This is a genomic window from Teredinibacter haidensis (assembly GCF_014211975.1).
In the GTDB taxonomy this organism is placed as follows: domain Bacteria; phylum Pseudomonadota; class Gammaproteobacteria; order Pseudomonadales; family Cellvibrionaceae; genus Teredinibacter; species Teredinibacter haidensis.
Map to the genome: position 1 here is coordinate 1,656,050 of NZ_CP060084.1, position 25,908 is coordinate 1,681,957.

Sequence of the window (25,908 nt, forward strand, 5' to 3'; positions counted from 1 at the left end):
TGGCGCCCGGGGCCGGGTGAATCCAAACAGGCTTAGGCCTGTTTGCCCCCCCTGCGGGGCTTCTCGTTGCAAAATGCCCTTCCGTCGCATTTAGCGAACCTCCGGTTCAAGTCCGGGCTTGGCTCTGTTACCGACTAAATTCGGTGATTGGGGTAAGGGAGTGCTGGAAGGTATGTGGTGCCCGGGGCCGGACTTGAACCGGCACAGCCAGAAGGCCGGGAGATTTTAAGTCTCCAAAGGATATCAGTATAATAAGGAGTTCAGACCTGTATGTGTAAGTATTTGTGTAGTTAAAGTGTGCAAAAACATTGCTTACACAGGGTTAAAATCGTGATAATTCAACCCCGCGTATAGGCTCGGTCAATCTGTAAATTTCACATCCAGTATTTACTGACGTCGTTCGTAGAACTTATCTCGGCTTCTGGGGCTATCTAATTCGTGGCAAGTCAAGCACAACGCCTCATATGCTTTCTTCTCAGTTACGGGTGAATTCGGATCATCTACAAACCCCTTCAGCTTAGTCTTATAGATGTACTCAAGCTCGTTGTAATTACCGTTTTGACCACATGACACCAAAGGTGGGTCACCGCTTCCTTGTGGGTAGTTGTCCTCATATTCAAACTGGTTGTTAATGTCGGTAATGCTTTCCACACTGCTGCACTTCAAAAAAGTTACTGGTTTCACTGACATATTAGGTGCCCCGTGGTGATTGATTGTGTCTTTTAGGGTAGTCGAGGGCTATGGGGTAATCAATTATCACATCGACCCAAAATGACGTTATTGGCGTCATCGCAAAATCAACCTGTGAAGCAATTCCTGTGATGTCCGTCACACTGATTTATAATTGGCTGGTTTTGAACATCACCATTCAGGGAAAACTACAACACGGGGCACCATTCGTTATGTCAGTTGAAAGCGTAATTGCAAAAGGCAACCAATGCTTAGAAGACCGAGAAAATATTCCATCTGCACCACTATGGCACATGGGCAAGGTTGCTGTATTTGAGTCAAAAGAAAGCTTTGACCTATTACAAAACACAATTGATTACCTCACCTGCAAAGGTAAGACGGGAAGACAGTTCACCAGCAATGAAAAGGAATTTATGAGAGAACTTTTCGAGGCTCTATGGTGGGGTGGCAAATATCACGGCTTTAAAGAAGCTGCTGACTTAGCGAACCATTATGTTAATGGCGATGGGAAAATATTAACAATCAATGCACAAGTGTATAAAGAATCCGTTATTGTCAAAGATACAATGACTGCGATGAAGTCCCACATTAAAGACATTGCCTCAAAGCGAAGTCCTTTGTCTAATATCAGCACAGGTGATAGAGCATTTCTCAACTCCTCATATGCAAAACCTTTGATGAGAGGCAAGAGGAACGTCAATACCCACGGCTACATTTTAAATAATGGCGCACTGCTTGTAGAACAGACCAATCAACGCTTAAAAAATGCTGACCACCGTTTTTATTTAAAGGTCAACACAACCAAAAATGGTGCTAACTTCTTATCGTCATGGAAAGTTGAAAGCATTTACGATTTTGAGCCATTCAGCAAAGGCTATATTACTGACATTCCGTTAGCTAAAGGCTTTGTATTAAAGCTTCCTGATGGACTTTCTCATCATCTTACAAAAATTGGTGTTGCTAAGGACTTTAAGTATCTATCCACATGGCAGGAACTCTGGAAATGATTTTGAAAAAGATATTCGTGCTTGTGATGCTGGGGTTTGCCATTTCGGCTTGTTCGAAAAAGCCAGATTGTATGGTAGCCGATTCCATTCAAGAAATCGGAAATGAATCACTAAACAACAAAGGGCTACACCTTTACTTACGAACATCTGGCTTTAGCGAGAAAGAACACTTCTATGAGTTGTTCAGGGGGGCGCCATCATTTGATGAATGTGGAATAACCACTACTGACACTCTGTCTCAGGCGCACGTTGATACTTCTATTGGAATACCAGAAAAACTCATTATTAAAAAAAATAAAATTGAGATTGAATACAAACCCGGAGAAATTGGAAATCAGTTAGGCAGCGTAATTGTTGTTTTGGATAATATTTAAGCTACTACAGCTTATTCTAACTCAAAGAACAGTTCTCCATATATCCTTGACTATTACTTTTACATCATCCTGAATAAAAGTCCACACGCCTTCGTTGTTGTTGTGGTTTTCTTCAGAGTCTTCTCGACGTTTAACTTCAAAATCAATGTTATATTTCTTTTTCAAAAATGCAGTAATCTCTGGAAATATTCCTGTATTTTCAACTTGGTATCCGTCAATGTTTACGGGAAAGCGGTTGTTCGAGCATTCTTCAATTACATCGACAGCTGCGAAGTTATCACGGATGACCTTTTCAATTCTAAACCGATATTCAATCATAGGGCTTTCAACTCAGTTAGCGGGTTAGAGTAAGTATTAGTTACCAAATTTTTGCATAAACTATTCTGATTGAATTGGCGAAACTTGCCATAGATTGGATTCAATACCCTGCATATTCTCTTCAATAAGAGTCACCGATTGACACTCAATTAAGTCGGTGACTCTTTCCAAAATAACGTCATCACTCAAGCCCAGCGCACGACGAGCAATCACTTGAACAGTTTTATTCGATCCTATTTTAGCATTGAATGAATGCTTGTCATGCTGAGTAGCATTGTCATTCCAAGAAGCTTGTTGAGTTTTGGTATTAATATGTTTTGATTGTGCAATATGGACGTGACGCCGCTGATTTTGTTCAGGTCGTGCAGGGTCAACACGGTACATCCAGTTTTTTACTCTCGAATCTCGCCACTGGCTTTCATCAAGAACAACCCAATCACCAAAAAGGTCGGTAGGTACTTCCAATATGAGATAATCAATTTCTTCCGCGTCCAAATACTCTAAAAAGCCCATATGTTTGACCATTAGCTAACCCTGTCCGATAAAATCAATCAATAGAAAAATATTAGTCACTTGCGGTGATATGGGCAAATATGCTCAAGCGCCATTTTGATATTTTATGCGTCATTCACTATCAATAACTGTTTCACCCACTCCCGGATAATCAAAGAGCACTTTTGGTTTTACTCCTAACGCTTGAGCAATTTTAAAAATGTTGGTCAGGCTAACATTACGCTTTCCGTTTTCAATCCCGGAAATATAAGTTCGGTCAAGCTGACAAATACCAGCCAAGTCTTCCTGGCTCAACTTCTTCCTCTTTCTTAATTCAAGAATGTGCTTTCCAAAGGGAATTAGCACGGGATTCGGCTCTAATCTTCTCGACTTTTGTTGACTCATAGGCAACACCCAAATGTTACCTATAATCAACACTTTTAAGCGTAACACTATGGACTATGAGTCACATGCATGTTAAAAAGGTAGGTTCGTAGACTATTAGTCACAATATCATGACGATATTGCCGCCAACACAAGAGGAACGATAACTAATGTTTGACAAGAAACTGTATTTGACACTTTTGTCTATTCCGCTGCTTCTCCTATGGGGATGCACTGATGGTTCTACCGCTTCAGCATCAAGCTTTGACCGTGAATACGGGGCATTGATTGCCCAAGGTATTCAGGAAACCGTAGATACTGAAAAAGATGGCATGTTTCTAAGCTGGGTAGCTTTAACCAAAGCCCAAACAGGCTTGGAATTAGGTGAATATGCTGTGCAATGCACCGCTGACCTGATGGCATACGCTGGTGGGGATGTCCCCGAAAGCGTCAAAGCCATGATGATTGAATATAAAAAGAGTTCTGAAGTTTTTAAAAACGCTGAACAAGTAGACCAGCTTGGCGCTATTCAAATTTCTGACTTGGTGGAAGGAAAAATACTGCATTGCCTTCGAGCGGGTAGCCTCGATTGCTGTAGCTCACAATCATAAATCACCACATTTTTAAGGACTTAATCATGAACCCAATTTTCATTTTAGTTGTTGCTGCCACCGCTGTTTGGATTTATCTCGATGCCACAAAAAACAAAATCGGTAAAACCGAAAAAGGTGGGGTGTTTAACCTGTCTGCTGGGGCATGGGCGGTATGTGCGTTGTTGTTATGGATCATCGCATTTCCTGCCTATCTGATTAAACGTAGTTCATTAAAAACCATTGCAGGAGAGCATCCTGTTGAGGTCAAAGGGCGCGGCATTAAGGCGTTTATCATTGGTTTTGTTGGCATTGTGTGGTTCATCCTTGCTGCCTATGCTCAATACCTCGAAAAGTTCCAGTAGGGGTAACAATGGCTTTTCTCGATAGAGTAAAACTCGAAAATTCAGAACTGTTATCGACTGATGCAGACTTGATGACCGTCTACACGCTGGTGCAAAAATATTGGTCTGACTACCCGTTCCCCAATCCTGAAACCGAGTTAGACAGAATCGAGCGTGAAGAAAGTGTGATTAAAGTTTGCGCTGATGGTGTTGAACGCGGTCGAAAGGTTGAGGTCTGGCTCAATGTCGCCAAAGTCGATGACGGTGTGGAAATATGGTCTGCCATTGAATATCCATCAAGCAAATTTTGGTGGACGGTCGGCATACCGTTTGGCTTTGGGCTTGGTTTACTTGGTGTGTTTTGGGTTCTTGATACGATGGCTGAAAAACCAAAAGAACCTTTGCAGCGATTCGAAAAGGTGGTTGAATTTGTTCGAACAAAACTGAACACCAAGTGATTTCAGGGGGCGATACAGCCCCTTTATTTTTACCTCAACATTCGATCTTTCACTATCTGGCGCTTTTCTTTTTGCACTGTTGAGTGTGGCATATAGCGGCTGCAATGTATCACTGTTTGGTTTAGAAACGCCTCATTTACTGCATGGTGCAACGATTCCATCACCTCTTCACCAATATTCGGATTATTGCGTTCACGCTGATCAATCCAGTTTTTCACGAACGGAAATAAAAGCGCCTCAAGCAGTTCAGCACGTGAACAACCTTCAATTTCAGATAGGGCAATAAAAAGGTTGTGCAATTCCGGGCGTAAATGTGTGACGGTCAGATTTTTATGCTTGGGTTCGGCGGCTTCCATTATTCGCCCCGCTGTTCTTTAGCGAAATCAGAAAATGACTTGTAGGGGTGTTTTGGTTTACCACTGGCTTCATGTTCGCTCACCGCTTCGTCAACGTAGTACTGATTCAACTCTTGTTCGGTGTTGATGGTGTGGGGCGCTACCGATGAACGGACATGGTATTCGATGATAGGTCTAATTTTTTCGAGTAGTGATTGCTTTGCACTTTCGATGAATTGTGTTTTTTTAGCTTCGATTGCTTCTTCTGGGAATGCTTCGTTTGACATGGTGTTCACCTTTTTTGATTATGGTTGTATCAATATTTATGTGAACATAATTTCCTGATTTTAAAAGCGTATAAATATATTTGTAACCACTTTCGTTTCGTCCCATTCGATGGTGGTTATCAGTGAGAGTTTCGGGCGGTCCCCGCCGTTCTTGGTTGGCTCACTGCTTGACCGGGTTTTGTGACATTTCCCGGTCGGTGAAGCCCCCGTGATGCCTGTCATCTATCACGGGGGCTTTTTTACAGCGCATGGCGGTTAAGATCGCGACTTCTTCCACAATTGAATGCCTCAAACCCTTCCTGTAGAGGATATTTGCGATTCTGGTCAACATCTAAACCAAACCCTAACCCTGATTCAATAGTTGCTAATTTCTGTTTATACCGAGTCCATGAAGCGCATGGGCTTTTGAAGAACACCATCACTTGAATGGTTCCGTCATCTTCACCGATAAGAAAAGACACTCTTCGATTTTTGTTATCAGAATATAGTGGGCTGAACGTTTTAATGAATTCATCCTTGCCGCACTGGTCTGCACCGAACTCGAAAATAGCAAAATTTGAGTAGAAAAATCTGTCACCTTGAATAATTGGGCTAACGGCTTGTGAAATCTTGTTCTTCAGCAATCCATTAATGAACTGCCTAACCTTCGATTTTTGTAATTTTTGAACGCCAAACTCATCAAACTGGCGATACGCCAACCAATCGGATTTGGTCGGTAAATCTGAAATGGTCAATTTTGGTGGGGACTCTATATTAATGCCCCCATGAAAACTGACCATTTCGCCATAAGCACCTGATTTACAAAGTGTTAAATCAATTCCACTTGCCACAAATGAAGACGTGTCACCAAGCGTAGCGCCGGTGGCACCTTTAACACCAGTCGCCAGTGTTTGCGCTTCGCTACTCGCTCCACCGGGCTGAAGCCCGTTGTCACTCGGTTCTAACACTGATTGTTCCAACTGATGAAGGAATCCATCTTTCCCACCACCAAAACGCTTTATTCGTGTTCTTAGTCGAGATTTGAAGCGGTTTGAATATTCAACATTCCTCAATATGGGAGCCACATTCACCGGTTGATATGAATCATCACCAACATGGCGAACATTGGCGACCTGACCAGCCTTATTGGCAAATCGAGTCATCACATAGTCACACGTGAACTTATCAGCAAAGTATAGATTCACCGCTTCACCAGCTCGATTGGTTCGCAAATTCGCCCGACTCACTACCTGATAGGCAACGTTGAAAATCCCATCCAACCTTATAGTGTCAAGGTCGATTCCTAACAGCTTCAAAATGGATTCAGCTTCACACCTTTCGTTTAATGCTGCATCGAACACAACGGTAGTTCGGTCGGAATACTCATTCACGCCAATATCTTTGCTGGTAATGACAGTGACATTCGGTTGCTTTGCGAACCTACGCTTTGACCGTGAAACATTGGTACACAGCAATACTTGTTCGTCACTACCAATAACACGTTTTAGACGTTTATCCAGCTCAATGCTGTTCCTTCCACGTTCATGTTCAAGCCAAAACAGCGAGTTCAATCCTGCTTTTTCATCGGGGTGAATCAGGTAATTAAATTTCGTTCGCTCTATCCATGAGTCTGGATGCTGCCCTCGGTTGTTCAATCTGCAATGTAAAAACTCATTGCGTTTGAATCCAAGACGATTACCAAGACAGTGTTTGAACATTGATAGCTCATAGTCACTACTGATAACGGTACAAGAACCCCACCCTTTAAGAGAGTGGTCATTAGTCATGACTACAAAGGTTGTTTCACCACGGTGTTCACGGTCATCACTATTGGTTTTGACCTCTCCGAGTCGTTGAAATGCCAATTCCTTTACATACACGTCATGGTTCTGACTCAGCACGGCAGAGAACAAGTCTTTTTGGCTATCAGTGATTATGTTGGAACTGAATTTTAGATATTTTTTCAATTCTTTCTTGTCGGTGGGCGAAACCTTTCTCAAGGAATCGGGTTGGTTGCGTTTACGCCGCCCATCATCGTCTATGAATTCCGTTGTGAATCTTTTAACTACGGAACCAAGCTTTAATTGTTCTTTGATAACTGATGCACATGTATGGAATTTATCTGCAATTACATTGCGGACTGGTGGAAGCTCATCGAAGAACACATCACACTCGTTTTTCATTGAGACTCTGCCAACGCTCATTATCGCGGCTTGTGTACAGAGTAGAACGCCTGTACCGATATAGGTGTTATGAGTATTGAACCACTGATCGACGTCTTTTACAGCACCATCACCGGCTATTAGGTCGCATGGAATATCTTTGGCTTGTAGCTTAGTTCTCCACTCTTCGAGTAGGTCCACTTTTTCACAAACGATAATCTGATTACGATAGCCTATAAATTTACGAATGTGCGAACACACCGCGCTGGATTTTCCACATGCGGTGGCACCATCGAGAAAACGAAAATCTGTTACGACAGGTTTTCTAAAATCGTCATCTTCTGGCGTGTCTAAATATTGTTGCTGGTACACGAAAGCTTTCCTTTTTTGTATCGGTTGCATTGAGCAACGCGGTTTTAATTTTTGTTTTGGCGAACATGATGTAAAAATCTTTCAGTTGTTTAATGTCTTTTTGTTGTTTAGTAGAGTGATAAAAAGCCCGGTGAGTACGGTTCAGCTCACCGGGCTTTTTTATGCGCTTTCTTTGCTGGGAAATTTGTACACGTGGCGAATATCGTCACCACTGAGAACAAGCGAATCACGAGGGCGCTCGAAAAACTCAGTCAACGCGCTGTCCACGATGCTGGACATAGAAAAGTTGGTTTGTTCGCTCAACTTGGTGAGCAATTCAAGGTTGCTTTGGCTAATGCAGTAATTTCGACGTTCTTTCATGGCTAAGGCTCCAATAAATTCGTATTGCCTTAGTATGTATACACGCCTGAAGGGCGTTTTTAGAACCTTATAGAATATATGTCGCTATTTTTATGTTTTCGGTGACAAATCCTGCTGAAAGTCATTACCGACGACTGATCAAACTATCACCAGATAAAGCCCGATGTCAAACGTATCATATTGATTAATAAGGAAATAAGTTGAATTGATTCAACTTTCAGTGAACCTGATGGTCACTGACATCTAGCTCGTTAATCATAATTAAAATCATATATGGTTTACAAGCAATCAAATATGGTTATTATTGTGGTATGAAAAATCTTGAGGGCACACCTATGACCGTATCAATCGAACTCACCAACGAGACCTACACGCGGCTTGAGAAATTCGCTGTGGGCTTCGATTCACCCGAATCCGTGATAATCCGTCTGATGGACTCTGCTGAAGGGAAGTCGGACAAAAAGCCTGAATTGGTATTCAGCCCAAGTGATGAAAATGAGTTTAAGCGGGAACTCATTAAGTCAAAGGTTGCGGAAGTGGTTATCTATAAGGCTGGTGATTCCCGCGAGGTGACCCATTGGAACGCAAACCGTTTCAATCAGGATTCAAACCTTCGCGGCAACCTGTGGTCTGGCATTCTGCGGGACTGGAAAACAAAAGGTATTACGAAAGTCGAACTAACCGTGTTGCCGAGAGGTTTGAACTCGCCCGACGATAACACCGAGGAAATTAAGGCTCTCGCCTTAGAGTTCCAGTTAACCTATGACGAAATGAGTCAGCTTGATTACGACATAGACACCAATGCCAGTGATGACGGGTTGATATACACCTATATCGTCCAATTTGTCGAAGGTTGTAACCCGGAAATATTGGATAAAATTGATGGACTTCATGAACACCTGTGGGTCAATGTTGACCGGTCAGTGTTGGACTTGGACACCGACTATTAGGGCTATTCAAATCATTCAACCTAATAATCATTTTACGGAAAGTGGTATGCCCTCAACACCCAAAAAACAAGTCGTTCAAGCCAGTTCTAAAAAAGCAAAGTTTACTGAAACGTGGAAAGTTCGTTCGCGTGTTGCCAATGATAGCGCCCGTGGTAGGTCTCACCTCACACCCAATGAAGTACAAACCATTTGCGCAACCATCAAAACCGGTAGCCGCTACAGTGACCGTGACGAACTGATGGTGCTAATGGCGTTTCATCATGGGTTGAGGGTTGCCGAACTCACTGGGCTTCAGTGGCAGCATGTGAACCTGAAGAACCGGCAATTAAAGGTCATACGCCTAAAGGACGGCATCGACACGATGCACCCCATTAGCAACAAACGTGAAATCATGTTGTTGAACCGGCTTCACAAGGCACAAGGTAAGCCCGTGAGTGGTTTTATCTTCAATACTGAGCGCAACACCCCTGTTAGTGTTAATGGCTTCCAGAAGCTTTTCAGCAAGTTCTCAATGGCGGCGCTAGGTGTCAAATGGAATGCACATGCTTTAAGGCATGGGTGCGGCACTCACTTGGTTGAGAAAGGTGTTCATCTAATGGTGATTAAGGATTATTTGGGACACAAGAACATACAGAACACTACGCGCTATTTGCACGAATCAGCGGCGCAGTTTAAGGATATACAGTGGTAGTGCCGCACTGTTGGCAATCGACTACATCATAAAAAGCCATTCAGATTATAAAATGTGCTCACCAATGCCAGACTAATACTAAACGGTGTGAGACTGGTGTAAATGGTCTCGCACTGGTACACCTTCCAGATAGTCCAGTTGAAAGCCTTCAATATAACGCCATTTTCATGCATTCATTCTAACCAATACCGCGTGAAAAATATTTCCGCAAAACCCCTCTAAAGGGTTCACTTTTTAAAGTGATGTGAATTATCGTCAGAATCCCAACCATCCAAAGTCTAATACCTCAGCTCACCACCAGAATTCACCACAAAAATCAGAAAGCCGCGTGAATTTTCGGTGTTTCATCGTCAAATATTAAATTGATTCAATTCAACACCATTGAAACAACACTATTCCAATCGTAGTCGCGTGAATTTCTAGACTAAAACATGCCAAAAACGAATAAATCAAATATTTGAAGGTTTCGCTGATTCGAAACGCCTCACCTAAAAAAGTGAGGACAAATTCAAGAATGACTAAATAAGGGTAATACAAAAAAAATGAGGTATTACCTATGCAACGCAATTTAAACGCACGTTTAGTTGAGAGATACAGCAAAAACATTCTTAATCAATTCAAAAACTCTTCGGTTAACTCAATGACCGTTACTGATGGTGGTAGTGGTTATTCGGTCGGCGACTCTGTTGTTATTAATGGTGATGGTGTTGGCGCAACCGCTGAAGTTGGTAGTGAAACAAGCGGTGTTATCGACATAATTACAATTACAGCCGCTGGTTCTGGCTATACAGTCGCTACAGTCGATTGTTCTGGGTCGGGTAATGGCGATGCGACTGCAACGGCGGCTGTAAGCCTTGACCTGTTGAATGATCTTACGTCATTCGATGAACATGCAGACCAACAAAATGAACGCCTCAATCAAGTATTGGTTAATGCGCTTATTTCTTTGGCTCTAAAGCCAGAACAAGCCGCTGTAGTTCAGTCTGTAATTGACGGGCTGTAATTATGACCTCCGCATATCTTGAGATGAGAGAAGCTGAGCGTAAACGGGTTGATAGTGCCGCCCGTTTATATCTCGAAGAACTTCTTTCTGATTATTCCCGCCAATGGATCATGGAAAAGCTTCGAGTGAAAAGCTACGGCACCTTTCGAAGTAATTTTGACAAGGGTGTAAACATTCGATGTATTCAGTTATTAAAGGACGGTTTCAATGTTTGACGATAAATCACAAGAACAGGCGCAACAACTTGCACTCGATATCATGACCGAGTACCACCCGCTAGACAGTCATGAGAAATGGCAAAGCGTCTTACGAACGGTATCACGCATGAGCACCAAGCCCGACATTAAGCCGATTGACCGTAGCCTTTTAAACACTGCCTACACGTTGATTAAGCAAAAATACCGCGAGTATGAGCGGATGAAAAGTATAGGTATGCCTAAAAGTTATGGGGGTAGAACCCAATGATCAAGCATCTTGAAGCCATTAAAGGCACCGAAGCTTATGAAAATGTAGTTCGAGAGTTGAACATTCTGGGGCGCAAAAAAGAGTTTTTCGGCGTCCGCTATCGCTGGTCTGAACTGGTTAGTTTCGCCATGTATTTGAATGATTTCTCCAATCAAATGGCGGGGGAATCGAGTGAATATATTGAAACAGTATTACGTCCATTCAATGAAGCTGAACTTGACTTTATATTCAGCATAAAACGAACATTAAAGCAGAATGACAAGCCAACGCTTGATAGTTTATTCCAGCAACATCATGTAAATGTGGCTCGAGTAAAGCGCATATGTGCACGGCATACCGATATAAAAACTAAAATAAAAACCAAATTAGGGGTATAAAAATGATTAAAGAATTATTAGAATTTAAAACACAATCGAAACCTGAATTCGATTTGATGTTCTCGACATTGAGTAAAGAACACGATTTTTCACAATACTTTACGCTCGTGACATGGGGTGACATTCTGAAGATTTATGAATTGATAAATCTCGACCCGTTGAGTCCTCGACTACAGGTATTAGCCGATACGAATACCATTACTCCATTCGAGGCTGAAATTTTGGAGACGTTGGTTCGAACCAATCGCCCCGAAATCATTGAGGCGCGTAAAGAGTTGCATCGCAAAGCGGTCGCTAGGACACTTCGCACAGTTGATCGATGGGAAAAGAATCGAGAGATTGATTTACAGATTGCCGAACTTGAGGCAAAGAAAAAAACTAAATTCGAGGAACCGGAAATCAGTGGATCAAAGACTCTCTATGATGAAGTTAAATCTATTTGGGGCTAATGTTTTGATAGATGTGACTGGGGCACTCACAATGTGCCCCATTTATTCATCATGCATTGAATAGTAATATGACAATGCATCATTATCCTTTGAAGTCATTCTTTCCTTGAATTCCGCACCGTTACTCTTACCGAGAGTGTTTAAGATGTTGTGAAGCCTTTCACCTAGCTCCATTAGTTCTGATGGCTCATAACTGCTTACTGGGCGTGAAGGCTTTTCATAAAACTGGTCATCTTCACTTTCCAGTAAATAAGCTTTCGCTTTTTCTCGCCGAGATTTTTTAGCGTGGTATTTTTTGAAGTCATCATAATCGGTTGGGGCGAGGTGCCTCGCATAGTTTTCGCGAATGACCTTGCTCGAATTACCACACCATTTACTGATTTCAAATTCATCCATTTTCTGTTCAAGCAACCTGTTTGATATGAACGAATGGCGCAATGATTCAAAGTCGCGCTTATGCCCATCATTGTCAAACCTCAAGTCATTGTCTTCCAGTAACTCACGAAACTTAGAATGGTGCTTTTGGTTAAATAGCAATTCCTTTGAATTATCAGCACAGCTACGGCGGCGCTTAATATTATTGTATACCTCCGTTGAACCCGATATACCCATGGCAACACGTGCCCCCATCTTAGCGCCTTCGACATGAGGCACCTTAATGACAAGGCGACTGCTGATGCGGCTTCCATTACGTTGACGATCAATGTTGACATCACAAAATCGCAATGCATTCAGTTCACCGGGTCTGACTGAGGTAAACAGCAACATGTGGCAGTAATCGCGTAAACTCTCGGCACTGTAAAGGTTAGATTTTCGAGTTTTACCTTCAATGTTGTCATCAAGTATTTTTAGTAACTGATCTTGTTCACGATGGTCAAACCATATGCGCCGAGTTTTGTTATTGGTTGTGCTGTAGTCGTTGCCAAGCTGGGGCACGGCTTTAATATAGTTTTTCATTCTTGCACCTTTCAGTGCGGCACGTATCGCCCCTTTGATCAAGCGTATGGTATCGGGGCGCAAATCGGGCTTACGCTTAAACAAGTCGCCTAAAAATTCGTTCCACGTGTTTTCATCGACGGCTTCAACGGGCTTATTACCAAGGTAAGGTTCAATCTGTCCTGAATAGTATTTCTCGATGTTTGCCCATGTGCTGGGTCTGGCGTTACCGTTGGCAATCTTTTGTGCGTAGTGTGATTTGATGCGCTCGAAACCATCATTCAGCGTTGGTTTACCACTCAGTGTGACTTGTTCGCCTTTGTTGGTCTCGCTCAACGCTTCAATATAGCGCCGTTCTGCAAACTCTAAGGCGGTTTGCCTGTCACTGGTGTTGGTGCTCTTGCGGGGGCTAATTGGCTTACCGCCGTTGTTCATTTTCTGCGAGATATAGAACCGGTACTGCCACGGGGCTTTGTCCGTGTCGGCTCGTTTGTAGAGGGTGATTGCGTCGAATCTGGGGTGCCGAAAGGCGCGGAATTCTGAAGCCATAATCTTACACACATATTTGAAAATCAGTCACTTCGAAGAGTAACACATATGTGTAAAACTGTGTAAGTCGTGTGTAAGGCTAAAAATTGACTGATTTTCGCCTTAATTAAAATCAACAAGCCTGTAAATTATTGATTTCAATGTAAATAATGGTGCCCGGGAGCGGACTTGAACCGCTACGACCGTGAAGTCGGGAGATTTTAAGTCTCCTGTGTCTACCAATTCCACCACCCGGGCTAAGGGGTTTTACTTACGTGAGGCTTGGTGAGCCTTGAGATCAGTCAGCCTATTAGGCTGAAATTGGAGGCGCGACCCGGAGTCGAACCGGGCTACGTGGATTTGCAATCCAGTGCATAACCGCTTTGCTATCGCGCCATATTCTTGCTTTGTAGTCAGTGCGTTCTTTCGGGATTGTTTGCAATCCAGTGCACTTTTACCTTTTTCGGGCTAGCGCCCTCGGCGCTTTGCTATCGCGCCATATTCTGCTTTGTGGTCAGTGCGTTCTTTCAGGATTGTTTGCAATCCAGTGCACTTTTACCTTTTTCGGGCTGTTGCCCTGGGTGCTTTGCTATTGCACCTTTCAAGGGCTGCGAATTGTATAGGATTCATTTATGAAATCCTAGTATCTCGATGATTTTGTTCGCAAATTTTGTGGTTTGAACACAATTCGCGCAACCGGTGCGCTAGAGCCCTATTCGTCACCCTTTAAGCTTGGCCAAGCGGCCTTGAGGTAGACGTACATGGACCATAGGGTGAGGATTGCGGCACTGTACATCGTTACGTATCCCAGCATATTGATTATGGGGTAGGCGTCGGGGCTTACGGCCAGTAGTAGGACGATGGCGACGATTTGCAGTGTTGTTTTAACTTTACCGATGATGGATACCGCTACTGTGGCGCGCTTACCTAATTCTGCCATCCATTCGCGTAGAGCCGATATAACGATTTCTCGGCAAATAATGACGGTCGCGGGCAGTGTAAACCAGATATCGGCATGGCTTTCTATTAATAGGGCTAGCGCAACGGCCACCATCAGTTTGTCTGCTACGGGGTCGAGAAAGGCTCCGAAGGGGGTGGTTAGGTTGTACTTCCGGGCGATGTATCCGTCGAGTGCATCGGTGATACCTGCAAGTCCAAATAAGACGGCTGAGAGCAGAAAGCGCCACTCAAACGGTGAGTAGTAGATCGCCACTAATAGTGGGATAAAGACAATACGAACGAGGGTTAGCTGATTGGCTATATTGAACATGAAAAATCTAGGCGCCTGGACTGAAGGTAAATCTATATCTGTAGGGTTGCTTTAAATCCAACCCGTTTACTTATCAAACAACCCTATCTTTTGGGCTTGTTTTCGGGGAGCACGTTACTCACTGTGAAGCGACGTGTAAACCTCTTCCGCCATTTTTTTACTAATACTCGGTACTTTTGCGAGATCGTCGGCACTGGCCCTCATTACCTCCTGTAAACCTCCAAAGAATTGGAGTAGCTCTTTCCTTCGTTTTGGGCCAATTCCGGGAATATTTTCCAGGGTTGAGGTGCGACGCTTTTGGTCTCGCCTTTGTTTGTGGCCTGTAATGGCGAATCTGTGGGCTTCGTCCCTCACCTGTTGTATTAGATGCAGCGCAGGACTGTCGCTGGCAAGAATCATCTCTGAGCCATCGGCTCTTATCAGGGTTTCGAATCCGGGCTTACGCGTTGTACCTTTGGCGACACCAATCAGTTCGACTTCCTGTATGCCCAGTTCGGCCATCACATGCCGGGCCTTGCTCAGCTGCCCTTTACCACCATCGATTAGTAATAACCCGGGGAGTTGTTTGCCCTCTTTCTGTAAGCGCGAATATCGCCTATTGAGTGCCTGTTCCATTGCTGCGTAATCATCGCCCGCGGTGATGTCAGTGATATTAAACCGGCGATAATCTGACTTTACGGGGCCGTTTTGATCGAAAACAACACAGGAGGCAACTGTACTTTCGCCGCTGCTGTGGCTGATATCGAAGCACTCTATGCGCCCCGGTGTTTCATCGGCGGCTAACGCTTCCTGCAGTGCTTCGTAACGCTGTTCCAGTGTATGGGCGCTATTGAGTCGCGCCTGTAAATTCAGTTTTGCCGCCTGCTCTGCCATTACCAGCCATTTGGCTCGATAGGTGCGCACATTGGCGGTCATTTGGATCTTTCGATGGCTGTGTAGTTCAATGGCTTCGGCCAGTGCTTGTGCGTCGGGAATTGGATGGCTGAGTACCACGTAGGGAGGCACATCCATACCCGAATCCCCCAGGTAGGAGTGACTGACAAAAGCACTTAAGATATCGGCTTCGCTATTGTCTAGTTTGTTTTTGGGGTAGTAGTTTTTACTGCCCACTACCCGCCCCTGCCGAACGTAAAGCCGGTGGACACAGCTCGCTCCCGGAGCGATAGCACAGGCAATAATATCCATATTGCGCTGCCCCGCTTCCATAACTTGCTGTGCCTGTACCTGACGCAACGCGGTAATTCGGTCTCGGTAAATGGCGGCCTGCTCGAAATGTAAATCGCTCGAAGCACGTTCCATAAGTGTCACTAACGATTGGTGTAAGTTATCGTTTTTTCCTTCCAGAAACAGCGCTGTTTGCTCTACATCTGCGGCGTAATCGTGATCGCTTATTTTATTAACGCAGGGGCCGGAACAACGTTCAATTTGATACAGTAAACACGGCCGCGTGCGATTGCGGTAGACGCTGTCCTCACACTGCCGAACGCCAAATACTTTCTGCAAAAAATTCAGGCTTTCCCTTACCGCACTGACATTGGGGAAAGGCCCAAAATAGCGCCCTCGTTTCTTTTTGCTGCCGCGATGCAACGATAAGCGCGGATGATCTTCTCCGTCGGACAAATAAATATAGGGGAAGGATTTATCGTCTCTTAATAAAATATTAAACGGTGGCTTTTGTGCTTTTATTAAGTTGTGCTCCAGCACAAGGGCTTCTGCCTCGCTGGGAGCAACGGTGATTTCGATATTGTGTATTCGGCTAACGAGTGCGACGGTTTTTGTTGTTAAGCCAGAGCCACGGAAATAGCTGGATACCCGCTTTTTAAGGTTTTTTGCTTTACCCACGTAAAGAATAGCCCCGTTTTTATCATACATTTGATAAACGCCGGGCTTGCTTGTGAGATTTTTCAGGAAGGTTTTATGATCAAACCCTAATATTTTTTTTGCATCAGGGTTTGATGTTGGGGGCTGGTCGTCAACCATTTAGGTGAGGCTATCTACATCCAGAATTTTATGTTTGACCGCAAGTAAGGCTAGCTCTACGTCACTGTTTATACTCAGCTTGTCGAAAATACGGTAGCGGTAGCTGTTAACGGTTTTGGGGCTAACACAAAAGGAATCAGCTATTTCCTGAACCTTTGAGCCATTTGCAATCATGATGGCCGTTTGTAGCTCTCGCTCCGACAGTTTCTCGAAGGGGGAAACATCGCCCTTGTTACCCGTAAAATTCCGTAATGCAAGCTGCTGAGCCACCTTGCTGCTCATGTACAGATCACCTGCCAAAACCGTATTAACGGCGTCAACGATTTCGTCGAACCCAGAACCCTTGGTGACATAACCAGATGCCCCGGCTTTCATCAGGCGCTCTGGAAACATATCGTCGGAAAGGGCTGTTACTGCTATCACTTTTGTGGAATCGCAGGCGATCAGTATTTTTCGAGTAGCTTCCATTCCACCGATCCCAGGCATTTTAACGTCCATCAAGACGATCTCCGGGCACAATTCCCGCGCAAGTGTAACTGCCTGCTCACCGGTTTTAGCTTCACCGACGACTTCAAAACCTTCGACATCTTCAAGCATGCGTACAAGTCCCATACGCACTAAATCGTGGTCGTCAGCGACCAATATACGTGTCACCCATTCACTCCCCGTATTTATGTCAGACCAATCTATCTAAGCACGCTGACTTATTATGGTTTTAAGGTAGTTGCTTTTTTTGGATCAGATAACTCCAGTCTGAGCCCTACTTTCGTTGGGTTTACCCTAAAGGGACAATGTACCATTCAGCTCGATGTATGCCTAGTCTAATAATGACCGATGCTCCCCTCAATGAGAGATATGATCAGCCAAGCATTAGTGGGTTTGCTTCAACTCAAAAACAGCAGCAGATTGGCGCGAATAACTACATAATACACGTTATACCTCTTTTTGTACCAGCACATTTCGGTAGGTGAGATTTATCCGCTCACCAACAGGTTTTCGAGTTTTTGGTAATGAATGTAACCAGTTACGCTGAAAGTTGCCGCTCATAATCAATGCATCTCCCGAACCCAAATAAAATTCGCATCGGTTACCGTCCACACCAGCTCTTGGTTTTATGAGGAATTTGCGAGTCTCTCCTAGGCTTACGGACGCGATTACCGGTGTTGAGCCCAGCTCTCTTTCGTTGTCGGCGTGCCAACCCACTGCATCTGCACCATCCCGGTACAAATTGGCTAACACGCTGTTATAGGGTGACTGGAATGTGTCTTGAAGGCGATTTTTAATTGTGCTCAGGCGCTTATCCCAGGGCAGTGGTTCAAAGGTTTGGGCTGAATAGCGCAGTGCCGCACCCTTATCGCCAAACCAACACTGCATGCGTGGAATGCGCGTTTTTTTACCCGCTACGGTAATGTAGGGTTGCTGCCAGGGAAGCTGCGATCGCAACTGCCCCATTAAGTGCTGAGCCTCATCTTGAGGTAGCCAGTTTTTAACGTAAACAAGCCTGCAGCTATCACCCAATTCAAAAACCTGGGGCTGCTCAGTTTGTGATGAAAACAGGTCTTCCTGCATGGGATTAGAGAGTGTTGTACCACTGTTCAAAACGCGCTTCGTCGAAGGGCCAACCGATCTCCCGGTTGGATTCGCGAGCTTTTACGACGGGAATGCGGGTACCGTACAATGCCAGTAGCTCTTCATCTTCTGCAATATCCACCCACTCGGGCTGGGCGCTGCAAGAGTTAGCGATAACATTCTTTGCCAAGTCGCACAGGTGGCAACCAAGCGTGCTATATAAAATCAGGCTTTGCATGGTGGTGTGTTCCTCGTGAAGCACCAAGTTTACACCACCACGGCTGGCGGGAGCAGTTTGCTTATGCGTGCAATCGCCCTAATGCACCGAACATTTGCCCCATGAACGGCTTGAATTGCGGGAAGTGTGGATGATCACCAAAACGGCCCCTGCCGGCAAACTCCGAAATTTCAGGTAGTTGATCTGGCTGAAAACCGACGCGGTTGGACGCTTCGCGCACGCTTTCCAATTGCTGAATAAAATCGCTCATTCGCGCCACTCGGTTATCAATCCCCTCGGGCGAGTAGTGCCGATTGCTGCTGCCAACGCGCAGCTGATCACTCTCAGCGTTGGCAACCGCACCGTAAGTGCTCTCGATTCGACTGTATTCCACCTGAGTCAGATCTAGGGAAAAGCGCGCAATTTCATCGCTGTCGTAACCAATTTCAAGTGCCTTTTCATAGGCTTCGTAGACGTCGCCGGTAAAGAAGGTGTCGGCAATATCGCTCAACTGACCGAGCAGATCGTTAATTGCGCTTAATTCTGCGGCATCCAAATCGCCATCAACAGATATACGGAAATCTTCCATACCAGCGCTATCTTTCTGGCTCGAGGTTCCCGATGCCGTGCCAACACTCTGCTCTCGCTGACCCTGGTCGGCGTAACTGTTTATAGTAACCAGATCACCATCGTTGGTTCTTAAACGTAGGCTGTACTGCCTACTCTCGGATTTCTCCTCGTCCATACGTGTGTAAAAATCTTGCGTTGGCTGTATCAGCGCCGACAGCGTTTCAGCTTCCTGATTGCCGGTGAGTTCATCCACCAGCGGCTGGAACGCTTCTAACGGGGTGCTCGGCACAGTTGGCGCTGCATCGGAAGCCGATGCCGTAGCCGGAGCTTCAATATTTTCTAGTTCGTACAGAGCTACATCTGCCGCAGGATTTTCAAGGCCGTATTTGTCTGCCATTTCAGCAAACCCGGCAGCGACCTGATTAAAGGTTTGCTCAACAGCGCGTTTAACGTCACCTTCGTACAGTCCCATATCCTGGAGCTGCTGAATGGCCTCGTTGTATCCCTGCCTGAAACCCTCGAAACCGGCCTGCAGCCGCGACTGCAGCTCTTCTTGCGGCAGGCCATCCGATACGTCTGTGGCAATACGCTGCTCGATAAAGGCGAGAATCGTTGCGGCACCGGGGCTTTTATCGCTACTTGTTGGCTCGGCAACATTCGACGTGGCCTGCACATCGCTACCGCCAAGGGTTGGGGAGCGGAGATCCGATGTGGTTACCGGTGCACCGTAGGTGACAGGCGGCCCAGGCGGCGTCGCAGGTGTGTAGCGCGTTTCTGTGTAGCTATAGGAAGTAGATAAGCGAGCACTAATAGTCGTGGTACGACCTTCACTCTGAGCCTCCACCGTGGTGCTTTGATCCGTTGTACTGGAAATCTGCGTTGTGGTATGGCCGCTTTGACTGGGCGGAGTGCCAGTATACTGAGTCGGAAGGTGGATCATTAGGTGGCTCCAAATACAATCCTTTAGTTATAACCCTCATTTCGGCCATCTGAGGGCTAACTTCAATAGTATTTGGTTCTTAAGCAGGCTGTGCTTTAACACTAATAACGAAGGTAAAACCAAACCGCGGCACATAATGCTACCGCGAGAAAGAGCCACATGCCAAACTTCCCACCCTTACCTTGTTCGGATATTGCGTTGCCATTGCCACCCGTATAAACAGGATGCTGTGGCGGTAGCTTTGCACGAACATGGGAGCGAGACTCACCAATACCGTGCGTGGCGGGTTTGTCAGCGACTCCTCCAGGGGTGTGACGCACCTTCATCTCGGCAACACGCAGAACAGGTCTGACGGTTGTAGATTCCAGATCTGGCTGGGGACCAGAAACCTGAAAAGACAGGGTATCGAATCGAACCTGATCGCCAGGCTTCAATACAGCCTTCTCAATGCGCTGACCATTCACGAAGGTTCCGTTTGCCGATTTCAGGTCCTCGACAAGCAGCCCTCTTTCGCTTTCTTTCAAACGTGCGTGCTTACGGGATAAATGCGCGATGCCGAGACTGATATCACATTCTTTGGCGCGCCCAAGAATCGCTACGCCGTGAATAACAAACTCCCTTCCGGCTAGAGCGGTACCAACAGGAGTTAATGTCCACTGCGAGCTTTCATCCGTACTATCTTGATTTTGTTGAACTTTTTGTATTCTAGAATCTACTATTGTGGCTTCCTTGAAACCCAAGTTAAGAATATCCCCGTGGTTAAGTACACGCGCCCGCTCTACTGGCACACCGTTGACTTTAATCAGGTGATCGCCGATCAGATTTGTGATCTTTGCCTGATTATCGACAACATTTATTTTGGCATGCTGAGGACGCAGATGACCGTCCGCAATGGTAAGGTCACAGGCAATCTCGGAGCCGATACTGTACTCGGGATCGACTAACCAGATGGGTTTAAGATTTTTATCTTTAAAACAAAGTTGCAGCATAGAGGTGAACGTAGGTTGTGGGCTGTTGAGTAAAGATGTGTAAAAGAACTTTCACAATTCTAATTGTATTATCTATTATCGAAGCATAAATAAAGATTCTTAACAGTTTAGATCTAATCGTTATTAGTGTCAGGAAATATTACAGTACTAATTACTCAACCGTTGGATATTAATCAAAACTATGATTGGAACTCCAAATACCAATAGTCACAAGAGTTAATTACCGCCCGACAAGAAAAATCACTGCAATAACGCGATTTTAAGTACGGATTCGAAGACACTCCTGCCATTTTGCTTTAATCTGGCGAAAAAACGTTGCATGCAGGTCAAACAAGCGAATACACAATGCCACTAACCCACTTTCACGCAGCCACGGATGTCGGCCTTCAACGTAGCAATAACGAAGACAGCTACTTGAGCATGCCATTTCTTGGGGCCTGGGTTGTTGCAGATGGCATGGGTGGCCACGCCGCTGGTGAGGTGGCCAGCGCAATTGTTTGTGAAACGATTCAAGAGCAGTTATCGAAAGGCGTTTGCCTTTCCGACGCCATTCAGCTCAGCCACAAGGCTGTGCTAGAAGCCGCTAATCGCGGTGTTGGTGGCTCGGGCATGGGCTCTACCGTCGTGGCCTTGCACTCAAGAGGCAGTGAATACGATATCGGCTGGGTCGGCGATAGCCGTGCCTACAGCTACTATCCCTCTCGCCCTAAATCGTTACGCCAGCTGACAAGAGATCACTCCTATGTGCAATATCTGGTCGACTCAGGCGTAATCACGCCGGAGGAAATGCACAATCACCCGGAAAAAAATATTATTACGCAGTGCCTTGGATCTACGGATCTTGAACAGGTCGATGTAGGGTTGGTAACGGCCAAGTGGCACAATCCACAATGGGTAATTTTATGCAGTGACGGCTTAACAGATGCCGTTACAGATACGGAAATAACCAGTATTCTCAACAAAACAACGTCTGTAAACGATACGACTGAAACCCTTATTCGGGCAGCGCTAAACAACGGCGGCCGCGATAATATTACCGTACAGGTCATTTCCAATCCTGGCGGACTGGCTCGACTTGTCCACAGTACGACGAGTACTCTGAGCAAAATTATCCCCTAAACGGTGCGCCAGGCACCCTATCTGTGGTATAAAGCGCCGCTATTTCAGCAACCGCTAGCTCAAGCAATTACAGCCAATTTAATGCCCACTAAAGCGTCCAATTTGCTAAAAATTCTCTTTGCCACCACGATGGTCGTCGGGCTGGGTATATGGGTGCACGTCTCCTACGGCTGGATTGAAACTTTATCGCGTTGGAACGGTGTCCCAGTCACCTTTGTTATTGGTGGAGCTCTTTTTGTGGTTTTCAGCCACATTGCCCGAGTCGGTCGAATCCACTATGCGTTCAACCGGCTACAGCCCAGCCCTTTTCGAAAAATACTGGCGGTAAGCCTAGTGCACAATACGGTGAGTTTTCTATTACCTATGCGTCTCGGCGAGCTGGCTTTGCCGGCTCTCAGTCGCCACCAGCTCAACATTGATATCAAATACTCTATGGCAACGCTCTTGCTGATTCGGCTGTTCGATGCCCATGTATTACTGTGCCTACTCGTTTTCTTTGCCGGTAACCTCTGGCTCGACGAATATGCGGTGATTGCCCCCATTGCCCTGGTAGTTTCTCTACCACTCGGGATGCATCTTTTACAGGCAGTGGGAAAACGAGTAGGAAAGATCGCCTTTGCCATGCCATTGATTGAAAACCAGCGCACATGGATAACCTTATATTGTTACAGCGTGGTTATCTGGAGCGTAAAACTGTTTGCCCTGGCCCTGCTAGCCTCGACCCTTGGTCATCTGCCCATTGACCATGCATGGATTGCGACTATCATTGCCGATGCCAGCGCACTTTCGCCCATTACAGGCTTTGCCAACGCAGGGACTTTTGAGCTTGCCTTTACCCTGCCGTTGTTACCGCTGGGATATGCATCAGAACCCTTGGTGAAAACCGCGGTCAATGTCCACCTGTTCATCTTTATTATCAATATTTGCGTGGGAATCGCAGGCTTTGTTCTGTTAGAGTCCAAACGCTCACCAACATCATCCACATAAGGTCTTCACGTTATTATGCATTTACCAAGCCTTACTGTTGTTATTCCGGTTTACAACGAAGAAGAAAATGTTCTACCACTGTTTGAAGCACTCAAGTCAGCGCTGGAACCCTACGCTGGAGACTGGCATGTCATTCTGGTAAACGACGGAAGCCGCGACAAAACAGCAGTTAACGTTAATGAGTGCGTTCAATCTTTTGGTGATCGTTTTAAGCATATCGAGCTACAGCGTAACTTCGGCCAGACAGCGGCTATGCAAGCAGGCATTGATGCAGCTGAAACAGAACTCATCGCGACGATGGATGGCGACCTGCAAAACGACCCAGCCGATATTCCACGCCTGGTTGAAGAGCTGCTGGAAAAAGATCTGGACCTGCTGCAAGGCTGGCGTAAAAACCGCAAGGACGCAGCCGTCTCCCGCAAGCTGCCCTCGCGCATTGCGAACAAGCTTATTCAGCGCGTAAGCGGCGTAAAGCTAGATGACTACGGTTGTAGCTTGAAGGTCTACCGCGCAGACGTGGTCAAACAAATTCGTCTCTACGGCGAAATGCACCGATTCATTCCCATTTGGATGGCAACTGTGTGCCCTCCTCATCGCATAGGCCAAACCGTTGTTAACCACCGAGCGCGTATGGCTGGAGAATCTAAATACGGCATTACACGGACTTTCCGCGTATTGATTGATTTGGTTACCGTATTTTTCTTCCTGAAATTCCGAGCACGTCCGGGCCACTTTTTTGGCTCTATTGGTTTGTGGGTTGGGGTCATTGGCGGTGGCATGATGGCACACCTAATGTTTGTTAAGTTTATTCTCGGTGAAAACATCGGTGAGCGACCGATGCTGTTGATTGCCAGCATTATGATTATTGCATCCCTGCAATTTTTAACCACCGGTGTACTATCGGAAATACTAAGCCGAATATTTTTCCAAACCACCAATGTGAGTAGCTATAAAGTAAGGCAGCCGTTGAATTTTGAGCTTGACGATAAAGTAACGGAAAAAGAACCTCCCCAATAGGTACTCCAACAAGTATTCAATGTTGGCGGCTATTAGCCGCCTTTTATCTATCTACAATATGGAAAAGCAATCAAACCGTGCACCATCTAAGCCAGCAACTACGACGTTTTTTGACCTCACCTCTCGCCCTGTACGCATGTATTGCACTGAGTTTTTTCCTGGGGCTAGGTTCCGTACCCCTATTCGATTTAGATGAAGGTGCATTTACAGAGGCGACGCGGGAAATGCTGGAAAGCGGTATTTTCTCCGCCACCTACCTTGATGGAGAGCCCCGATACGACAAGCCTATTTTCTTCTATTGGCTACAAGCGAGTAGTGTCAGCGTATTTGGTTTTAATGAATGGGCATTTCGATTGCCTTCGGCGCTTATGGCTTGTCTGTGGACGTTTGCCGTTTTCAGTTTTGTACGTGAATTTGTCGGCCGAACCCGTGGACTTATTGCAGCATTGTTTTTAGTCAATTCACTTTGGATTGCCTTAATTTCCCGCGCTGCCATAGCCGATGCCACACTCAACGTATTCTTATGTATGGCTATTTTTGATATTTGGCGCTACACCAAATATCAGAAAACCTCGCTCGTTCTCCGCATTTACTTATGGATGGCTCTGGCTACCTTAACCAAGGGGCCCGTAGGCGTTGTCGTTCCCCTGTTGACCTCGTTGATCTTTTTTATCACAAGTAGAGTAGATAAAAAGCTCTACCTCGCCTACCTAAACCCACTAGGCTGGTTAGTCTATATTGGCACGGTGGCGCCCTGGGTAATTGCTGTTTATATGGAACAAGGCAATGGCTTCTTCGAGGGCTTTATTGTTGAACACAATCTAAAGCGTTTTTCCGCAACACGCGAAAGCCACGGCGGAACAATATTTTATTACCTGCTGACCTTACCTCTTATCGTCCTACCCTATACCGGGTTGCTCGCAGGGGTATTCAAGCCGATCAAACAGCAGTTGTCTGACCCTTTAAGCCGTTATCTGCTTATTTGGTTTGCCGTGTTTTTCGTGATTTTTTCTCTTTCAAAAACACAGCTGCCACACTACATACTGAACGGTTGCGTCCCACTAATTATCCTTTTTGCGCGCCAGAAAAAATTGTTCCACAGAAGGCGCTGGTCCACGCTTTTCCCTATTGCATTTATGGCACTACTGGTAGTTCTTCCCCAACTTATTGCCATCGCAGCAGAAAGTTCGCGCGGTTATGACGGTGCGGCCTTATCTCGCCACAACGATATTTTTACCGTTTCCTATACAATCTTTGCCATCGTTGCGTTTGCATTGATGCTTGTTGCCAGCTTGCTGCCCAAGCTCCTGACTTGGCAAAGGCTTGTTATCGTCGGCGTTATCCTAAACAGCTTTACCTTCACCGTATTTGCTAAAGTCGCGTCCAATTTCCAACAAGCTCCGATTCACAGCGCAATACAATTTATTGAACAGCGCAAGCAGACGCTGGGTATAGAAGAAACTGTCGTCGCCTACAAAATGCATATGCCGAGCTTCAGTGTCTACCGCGAGAGGATCACGCCTCTGCGCGCCCCCCAAAACGGGGAGCTGGCGATCACAAGGGTTGACCGCGTAGACAGCCTTAACCGACACGTATCCAATCAACTAGAAAACAGTGAAGCAAAACCCATATGGCAAATGGGGGGGCTGATTATGTTCGAAATTTCCAGCACAAACGCTGGAAGAGAAGGCCTTTAACG

At 45.6% G+C, this 25,908-nt stretch carries 32 protein-coding genes and 2 tRNA genes; 16 read left to right on the top strand and 18 right to left on the bottom strand.

Annotation, left to right across the window (positions count from 1 at the left end; genetic code table 11):
• Positions 1 to 387 precede the first annotated feature (387 nt).
• A complete protein-coding gene (locus H5715_RS06415) occupies positions 388 to 690 on the bottom strand; it encodes a hypothetical protein (RefSeq protein WP_075184682.1) in 303 nt (100 codons plus the stop codon).
• 131 nt (positions 691 to 821) lie between these two features.
• On the opposite strand from H5715_RS06415, the gene H5715_RS06420 reads away from it, so the two are divergent.
• Positions 822 to 1,697: a hypothetical protein gene (locus H5715_RS06420; protein ID WP_075184681.1), complete on the top strand. Its 876-nt coding sequence runs from the start codon at positions 822 to 824 to the stop codon at positions 1,695 to 1,697.
• Positions 1,676 to 2,071 (top strand): hypothetical protein, encoded by a 396-nt coding sequence (locus H5715_RS06425; protein ID WP_139309725.1) that lies wholly within the window; start codon positions 1,676 to 1,678, stop codon positions 2,069 to 2,071. The genes H5715_RS06420 and H5715_RS06425 overlap by 22 nt, the downstream gene beginning before the upstream one ends.
• 21 nt (positions 2,072 to 2,092) lie before the next feature.
• Here the strand turns inward: H5715_RS06425 and H5715_RS06430 are convergent, their stop codons facing one another.
• The 3 genes from H5715_RS06430 to H5715_RS06440 form a co-directional block, all read right to left on the bottom strand.
• Positions 2,093 to 2,389: a hypothetical protein gene (locus H5715_RS06430; protein WP_075184679.1), complete on the bottom strand. Its 297-nt coding sequence runs from the start codon at positions 2,387 to 2,389 to the stop codon at positions 2,093 to 2,095.
• Positions 2,390 to 2,449: 60 nt separating this feature from the next.
• A complete protein-coding gene (locus tag H5715_RS06435) occupies positions 2,450 to 2,914 on the bottom strand; it encodes a DUF6367 family protein (RefSeq protein ID WP_075184678.1) in 465 nt (154 codons plus the stop codon).
• Positions 2,915 to 3,013: 99 nt separating this feature from the next.
• Positions 3,014 to 3,286, bottom strand: coding sequence for a helix-turn-helix domain-containing protein (locus tag H5715_RS06440; RefSeq protein ID WP_075184677.1), 273 nt, complete (start codon positions 3,284 to 3,286; stop codon positions 3,014 to 3,016).
• A gap of 149 nt (positions 3,287 to 3,435) precedes the next feature.
• On the opposite strand from H5715_RS06440, the gene H5715_RS06445 reads away from it, so the two are divergent.
• Genes H5715_RS06445 through H5715_RS06455 form a run of 3 tightly spaced genes read left to right on the top strand, consistent with a single transcriptional unit; the run spans position 3,436 to position 4,657 of the window.
• Positions 3,436 to 3,876, top strand: coding sequence for a hypothetical protein (locus tag H5715_RS06445; RefSeq protein WP_075184676.1), 441 nt, complete (start codon positions 3,436 to 3,438; stop codon positions 3,874 to 3,876).
• A 26-nt stretch (positions 3,877 to 3,902) separates the two neighbouring features.
• Complete coding sequence (locus tag H5715_RS06450) at positions 3,903 to 4,220, top strand: hypothetical protein (protein ID WP_075184675.1); 318 nt, start codon at positions 3,903 to 3,905, stop codon at positions 4,218 to 4,220.
• Positions 4,221 to 4,228: 8 nt separating this feature from the next.
• The gene (locus H5715_RS06455) at positions 4,229 to 4,657 is read left to right on the top strand and encodes a hypothetical protein (RefSeq protein ID WP_075184674.1); all 429 of its coding nucleotides are present in this window, start codon (positions 4,229 to 4,231) and stop codon (positions 4,655 to 4,657) included.
• A gap of 29 nt (positions 4,658 to 4,686) precedes the next feature.
• Here the strand turns inward: H5715_RS06455 and H5715_RS06460 are convergent, their stop codons facing one another.
• The 4 genes from H5715_RS06460 to H5715_RS06475 form a co-directional block, all read right to left on the bottom strand.
• Positions 4,687 to 5,013: a hypothetical protein gene (locus tag H5715_RS06460; RefSeq protein ID WP_075184673.1), complete on the bottom strand. Its 327-nt coding sequence runs from the start codon at positions 5,011 to 5,013 to the stop codon at positions 4,687 to 4,689.
• Complete coding sequence (locus tag H5715_RS06465; RefSeq protein ID WP_075184672.1) at positions 5,013 to 5,279, bottom strand: hypothetical protein; 267 nt, start codon at positions 5,277 to 5,279, stop codon at positions 5,013 to 5,015. The genes H5715_RS06460 and H5715_RS06465 overlap by 1 nt, the downstream gene beginning before the upstream one ends.
• A 239-nt stretch (positions 5,280 to 5,518) precedes the next feature.
• Entirely contained in the window at positions 5,519 to 7,792 is a 2,274-nt protein-coding gene (locus tag H5715_RS06470; protein ID WP_075184671.1) for a hypothetical protein, read from the bottom strand.
• A gap of 159 nt (positions 7,793 to 7,951) precedes the next feature.
• Positions 7,952 to 8,152 carry a hypothetical protein gene (locus tag H5715_RS06475; RefSeq protein ID WP_075184670.1) on the bottom strand — a complete coding sequence of 67 codons (201 nt, stop codon included), beginning with the start codon at positions 8,150 to 8,152 and terminating at the stop codon, positions 7,952 to 7,954.
• A 335-nt stretch (positions 8,153 to 8,487) separates the two neighbouring features.
• Here H5715_RS06475 and H5715_RS06480 point away from each other — a divergent pair, with 335 nt between their 5' ends.
• From H5715_RS06480 to H5715_RS06510, 7 genes are all read left to right on the top strand, one after another.
• The gene (locus H5715_RS06480; RefSeq protein ID WP_075184707.1) at positions 8,488 to 9,102 is read left to right on the top strand and encodes a hypothetical protein; all 615 of its coding nucleotides are present in this window, start codon (positions 8,488 to 8,490) and stop codon (positions 9,100 to 9,102) included.
• Positions 9,103 to 9,148: 46 nt separating this feature from the next.
• Positions 9,149 to 9,793 carry a tyrosine-type recombinase/integrase gene (locus H5715_RS06485; RefSeq protein ID WP_075184669.1) on the top strand — a complete coding sequence of 215 codons (645 nt, stop codon included), beginning with the start codon at positions 9,149 to 9,151 and terminating at the stop codon, positions 9,791 to 9,793.
• Positions 9,794 to 10,349: 556 nt separating this feature from the next.
• Positions 10,350 to 10,796: a hypothetical protein gene (locus H5715_RS06490; protein ID WP_075184668.1), complete on the top strand. Its 447-nt coding sequence runs from the start codon at positions 10,350 to 10,352 to the stop codon at positions 10,794 to 10,796.
• A gap of 2 nt (positions 10,797 to 10,798) precedes the next feature.
• Positions 10,799 to 11,011: a hypothetical protein gene (locus H5715_RS06495; protein WP_075184667.1), complete on the top strand. Its 213-nt coding sequence runs from the start codon at positions 10,799 to 10,801 to the stop codon at positions 11,009 to 11,011.
• Entirely contained in the window at positions 11,004 to 11,261 is a 258-nt protein-coding gene (locus H5715_RS06500; RefSeq protein ID WP_075184666.1) for a hypothetical protein, read from the top strand. Before H5715_RS06495 ends, H5715_RS06500 begins: the two co-directional genes overlap by 8 nt.
• The gene (locus H5715_RS06505) at positions 11,258 to 11,638 is read left to right on the top strand and encodes a hypothetical protein (protein WP_075184665.1); all 381 of its coding nucleotides are present in this window, start codon (positions 11,258 to 11,260) and stop codon (positions 11,636 to 11,638) included. The genes H5715_RS06500 and H5715_RS06505 overlap by 4 nt, the downstream gene beginning before the upstream one ends.
• A 2-nt stretch (positions 11,639 to 11,640) precedes the next feature.
• On the top strand, positions 11,641 to 12,087 hold the full coding sequence (locus H5715_RS06510) for a hypothetical protein (protein WP_075184664.1): 447 nt from the start codon (positions 11,641 to 11,643) through the stop codon (positions 12,085 to 12,087).
• Between the two features lie 42 nt (positions 12,088 to 12,129).
• On the opposite strand, the gene H5715_RS06515 is transcribed toward H5715_RS06510, so the two are convergent.
• From H5715_RS06515 to H5715_RS06560, 10 genes are all read right to left on the bottom strand, one after another.
• Complete coding sequence (locus tag H5715_RS06515; protein ID WP_075184663.1) at positions 12,130 to 13,572, bottom strand: site-specific integrase; 1,443 nt, start codon at positions 13,570 to 13,572, stop codon at positions 12,130 to 12,132.
• Positions 13,573 to 13,722: 150 nt separating this feature from the next.
• Positions 13,723 to 13,809, bottom strand: a tRNA-Leu gene (locus H5715_RS06520).
• A gap of 64 nt (positions 13,810 to 13,873) precedes the next feature.
• Positions 13,874 to 13,947: transfer RNA gene (locus tag H5715_RS06525), tRNA-Cys, on the bottom strand.
• A gap of 316 nt (positions 13,948 to 14,263) precedes the next feature.
• On the bottom strand, positions 14,264 to 14,821 hold the full coding sequence (gene pgsA / locus H5715_RS06530; protein WP_075184662.1) for a CDP-diacylglycerol--glycerol-3-phosphate 3-phosphatidyltransferase: 558 nt from the start codon (positions 14,819 to 14,821) through the stop codon (positions 14,264 to 14,266).
• A 114-nt stretch (positions 14,822 to 14,935) separates the two neighbouring features.
• Complete coding sequence (gene uvrC, locus H5715_RS06535; RefSeq protein ID WP_075184661.1) at positions 14,936 to 16,801, bottom strand: excinuclease ABC subunit UvrC; 1,866 nt, start codon at positions 16,799 to 16,801, stop codon at positions 14,936 to 14,938.
• On the bottom strand, positions 16,802 to 17,455 hold the full coding sequence (locus tag H5715_RS06540) for a response regulator (protein ID WP_075184660.1): 654 nt from the start codon (positions 17,453 to 17,455) through the stop codon (positions 16,802 to 16,804). It lies immediately after the preceding gene.
• A gap of 279 nt (positions 17,456 to 17,734) precedes the next feature.
• Complete coding sequence (locus tag H5715_RS06545) at positions 17,735 to 18,400, bottom strand: alpha-ketoglutarate-dependent dioxygenase AlkB family protein (protein WP_246434718.1); 666 nt, start codon at positions 18,398 to 18,400, stop codon at positions 17,735 to 17,737.
• Positions 18,375 to 18,608, bottom strand: coding sequence for a glutaredoxin family protein (locus tag H5715_RS06550; RefSeq protein WP_075184658.1), 234 nt, complete (start codon positions 18,606 to 18,608; stop codon positions 18,375 to 18,377). The genes H5715_RS06545 and H5715_RS06550 overlap by 26 nt, the downstream gene beginning before the upstream one ends.
• Before the next feature lie 61 nt (positions 18,609 to 18,669).
• Complete coding sequence (locus tag H5715_RS06555; RefSeq protein ID WP_075184657.1) at positions 18,670 to 20,097, bottom strand: DUF5610 domain-containing protein; 1,428 nt, start codon at positions 20,095 to 20,097, stop codon at positions 18,670 to 18,672.
• Positions 20,098 to 20,198: 101 nt separating this feature from the next.
• Positions 20,199 to 21,086 (bottom strand): FHA domain-containing protein, encoded by an 888-nt coding sequence (locus H5715_RS06560; RefSeq protein WP_075184656.1) that lies wholly within the window; start codon positions 21,084 to 21,086, stop codon positions 20,199 to 20,201.
• A gap of 345 nt (positions 21,087 to 21,431) precedes the next feature.
• Here H5715_RS06560 and H5715_RS06565 point away from each other — a divergent pair, with 345 nt between their 5' ends.
• The 4 genes from H5715_RS06565 to H5715_RS06580 all read left to right on the top strand — a co-directional run bounded on the left by H5715_RS06565 (position 21,432) and on the right by H5715_RS06580 (position 25,906).
• Positions 21,432 to 22,205 carry a PP2C family protein-serine/threonine phosphatase gene (locus tag H5715_RS06565; RefSeq protein ID WP_075184655.1) on the top strand — a complete coding sequence of 258 codons (774 nt, stop codon included), beginning with the start codon at positions 21,432 to 21,434 and terminating at the stop codon, positions 22,203 to 22,205.
• Between the two features lie 102 nt (positions 22,206 to 22,307).
• On the top strand, positions 22,308 to 23,192 hold the full coding sequence (locus H5715_RS06570; RefSeq protein WP_246434720.1) for a lysylphosphatidylglycerol synthase transmembrane domain-containing protein: 885 nt from the start codon (positions 22,308 to 22,310) through the stop codon (positions 23,190 to 23,192).
• 15 nt (positions 23,193 to 23,207) lie between these two features.
• On the top strand, positions 23,208 to 24,209 hold the full coding sequence (locus H5715_RS06575; RefSeq protein WP_075184654.1) for a glycosyltransferase family 2 protein: 1,002 nt from the start codon (positions 23,208 to 23,210) through the stop codon (positions 24,207 to 24,209).
• A gap of 77 nt (positions 24,210 to 24,286) precedes the next feature.
• The gene (locus tag H5715_RS06580) at positions 24,287 to 25,906 is read left to right on the top strand and encodes an ArnT family glycosyltransferase (protein ID WP_075184653.1); all 1,620 of its coding nucleotides are present in this window, start codon (positions 24,287 to 24,289) and stop codon (positions 25,904 to 25,906) included.
• Positions 25,907 to 25,908 lie beyond the last annotated feature (2 nt).

What these genes read in the sequence shown, in the direction of transcription:
- H5715_RS06415 (WP_075184682.1), bottom strand. Translation starts at nt 690, where the DNA reads ATGTCAGTGAAACCAGTAACTTTTTTGAAGTGCAGCAGTGTGGAAAGC.
- H5715_RS06420 (WP_075184681.1), top strand. Translation starts at nt 822, where the DNA reads ATGTCCGTCACACTGATTTATAATTGGCTGGTTTTGAACATCACCATT.
- H5715_RS06425 (WP_139309725.1), top strand. Translation starts at nt 1,676, where the DNA reads ATGGCAGGAACTCTGGAAATGATTTTGAAAAAGATATTCGTGCTTGTG.
- H5715_RS06430 (WP_075184679.1), bottom strand. Translation starts at nt 2,389, where the DNA reads ATGATTGAATATCGGTTTAGAATTGAAAAGGTCATCCGTGATAACTTC.
- H5715_RS06435 (WP_075184678.1), bottom strand. Translation starts at nt 2,914, where the DNA reads ATGGTCAAACATATGGGCTTTTTAGAGTATTTGGACGCGGAAGAAATT.
- H5715_RS06440 (WP_075184677.1), bottom strand. Translation starts at nt 3,286, where the DNA reads ATGAGTCAACAAAAGTCGAGAAGATTAGAGCCGAATCCCGTGCTAATT.
- H5715_RS06445 (WP_075184676.1), top strand. Translation starts at nt 3,436, where the DNA reads ATGTTTGACAAGAAACTGTATTTGACACTTTTGTCTATTCCGCTGCTT.
- H5715_RS06450 (WP_075184675.1), top strand. Translation starts at nt 3,903, where the DNA reads ATGAACCCAATTTTCATTTTAGTTGTTGCTGCCACCGCTGTTTGGATT.
- H5715_RS06455 (WP_075184674.1), top strand. Translation starts at nt 4,229, where the DNA reads ATGGCTTTTCTCGATAGAGTAAAACTCGAAAATTCAGAACTGTTATCG.
- H5715_RS06460 (WP_075184673.1), bottom strand. Translation starts at nt 5,013, where the DNA reads ATGGAAGCCGCCGAACCCAAGCATAAAAATCTGACCGTCACACATTTA.
- H5715_RS06465 (WP_075184672.1), bottom strand. Translation starts at nt 5,279, where the DNA reads ATGTCAAACGAAGCATTCCCAGAAGAAGCAATCGAAGCTAAAAAAACA.
- H5715_RS06475 (WP_075184670.1), bottom strand. Translation starts at nt 8,152, where the DNA reads ATGAAAGAACGTCGAAATTACTGCATTAGCCAAAGCAACCTTGAATTG.
- H5715_RS06480 (WP_075184707.1), top strand. Translation starts at nt 8,488, where the DNA reads ATGACCGTATCAATCGAACTCACCAACGAGACCTACACGCGGCTTGAG.
- H5715_RS06485 (WP_075184669.1), top strand. Translation starts at nt 9,149, where the DNA reads ATGCCCTCAACACCCAAAAAACAAGTCGTTCAAGCCAGTTCTAAAAAA.
- H5715_RS06490 (WP_075184668.1), top strand. Translation starts at nt 10,350, where the DNA reads ATGCAACGCAATTTAAACGCACGTTTAGTTGAGAGATACAGCAAAAAC.
- H5715_RS06495 (WP_075184667.1), top strand. Translation starts at nt 10,799, where the DNA reads ATGACCTCCGCATATCTTGAGATGAGAGAAGCTGAGCGTAAACGGGTT.
- H5715_RS06500 (WP_075184666.1), top strand. Translation starts at nt 11,004, where the DNA reads ATGTTTGACGATAAATCACAAGAACAGGCGCAACAACTTGCACTCGAT.
- H5715_RS06505 (WP_075184665.1), top strand. Translation starts at nt 11,258, where the DNA reads ATGATCAAGCATCTTGAAGCCATTAAAGGCACCGAAGCTTATGAAAAT.
- H5715_RS06510 (WP_075184664.1), top strand. Translation starts at nt 11,641, where the DNA reads ATGATTAAAGAATTATTAGAATTTAAAACACAATCGAAACCTGAATTC.
- H5715_RS06515 (WP_075184663.1), bottom strand. Translation starts at nt 13,572, where the DNA reads ATGGCTTCAGAATTCCGCGCCTTTCGGCACCCCAGATTCGACGCAATC.
- pgsA (WP_075184662.1), bottom strand. Translation starts at nt 14,821, where the DNA reads ATGTTCAATATAGCCAATCAGCTAACCCTCGTTCGTATTGTCTTTATC.
- uvrC (WP_075184661.1), bottom strand. Translation starts at nt 16,801, where the DNA reads ATGGTTGACGACCAGCCCCCAACATCAAACCCTGATGCAAAAAAAATA.
- H5715_RS06550 (WP_075184658.1), bottom strand. Translation starts at nt 18,608, where the DNA reads ATGCAAAGCCTGATTTTATATAGCACGCTTGGTTGCCACCTGTGCGAC.
- H5715_RS06555 (WP_075184657.1), bottom strand. Translation starts at nt 20,097, where the DNA reads ATGATCCACCTTCCGACTCAGTATACTGGCACTCCGCCCAGTCAAAGC.
- H5715_RS06560 (WP_075184656.1), bottom strand. Translation starts at nt 21,086, where the DNA reads ATGCTGCAACTTTGTTTTAAAGATAAAAATCTTAAACCCATCTGGTTA.
- H5715_RS06565 (WP_075184655.1), top strand. Translation starts at nt 21,432, where the DNA reads ATGCCACTAACCCACTTTCACGCAGCCACGGATGTCGGCCTTCAACGT.
- H5715_RS06575 (WP_075184654.1), top strand. Translation starts at nt 23,208, where the DNA reads ATGCATTTACCAAGCCTTACTGTTGTTATTCCGGTTTACAACGAAGAA.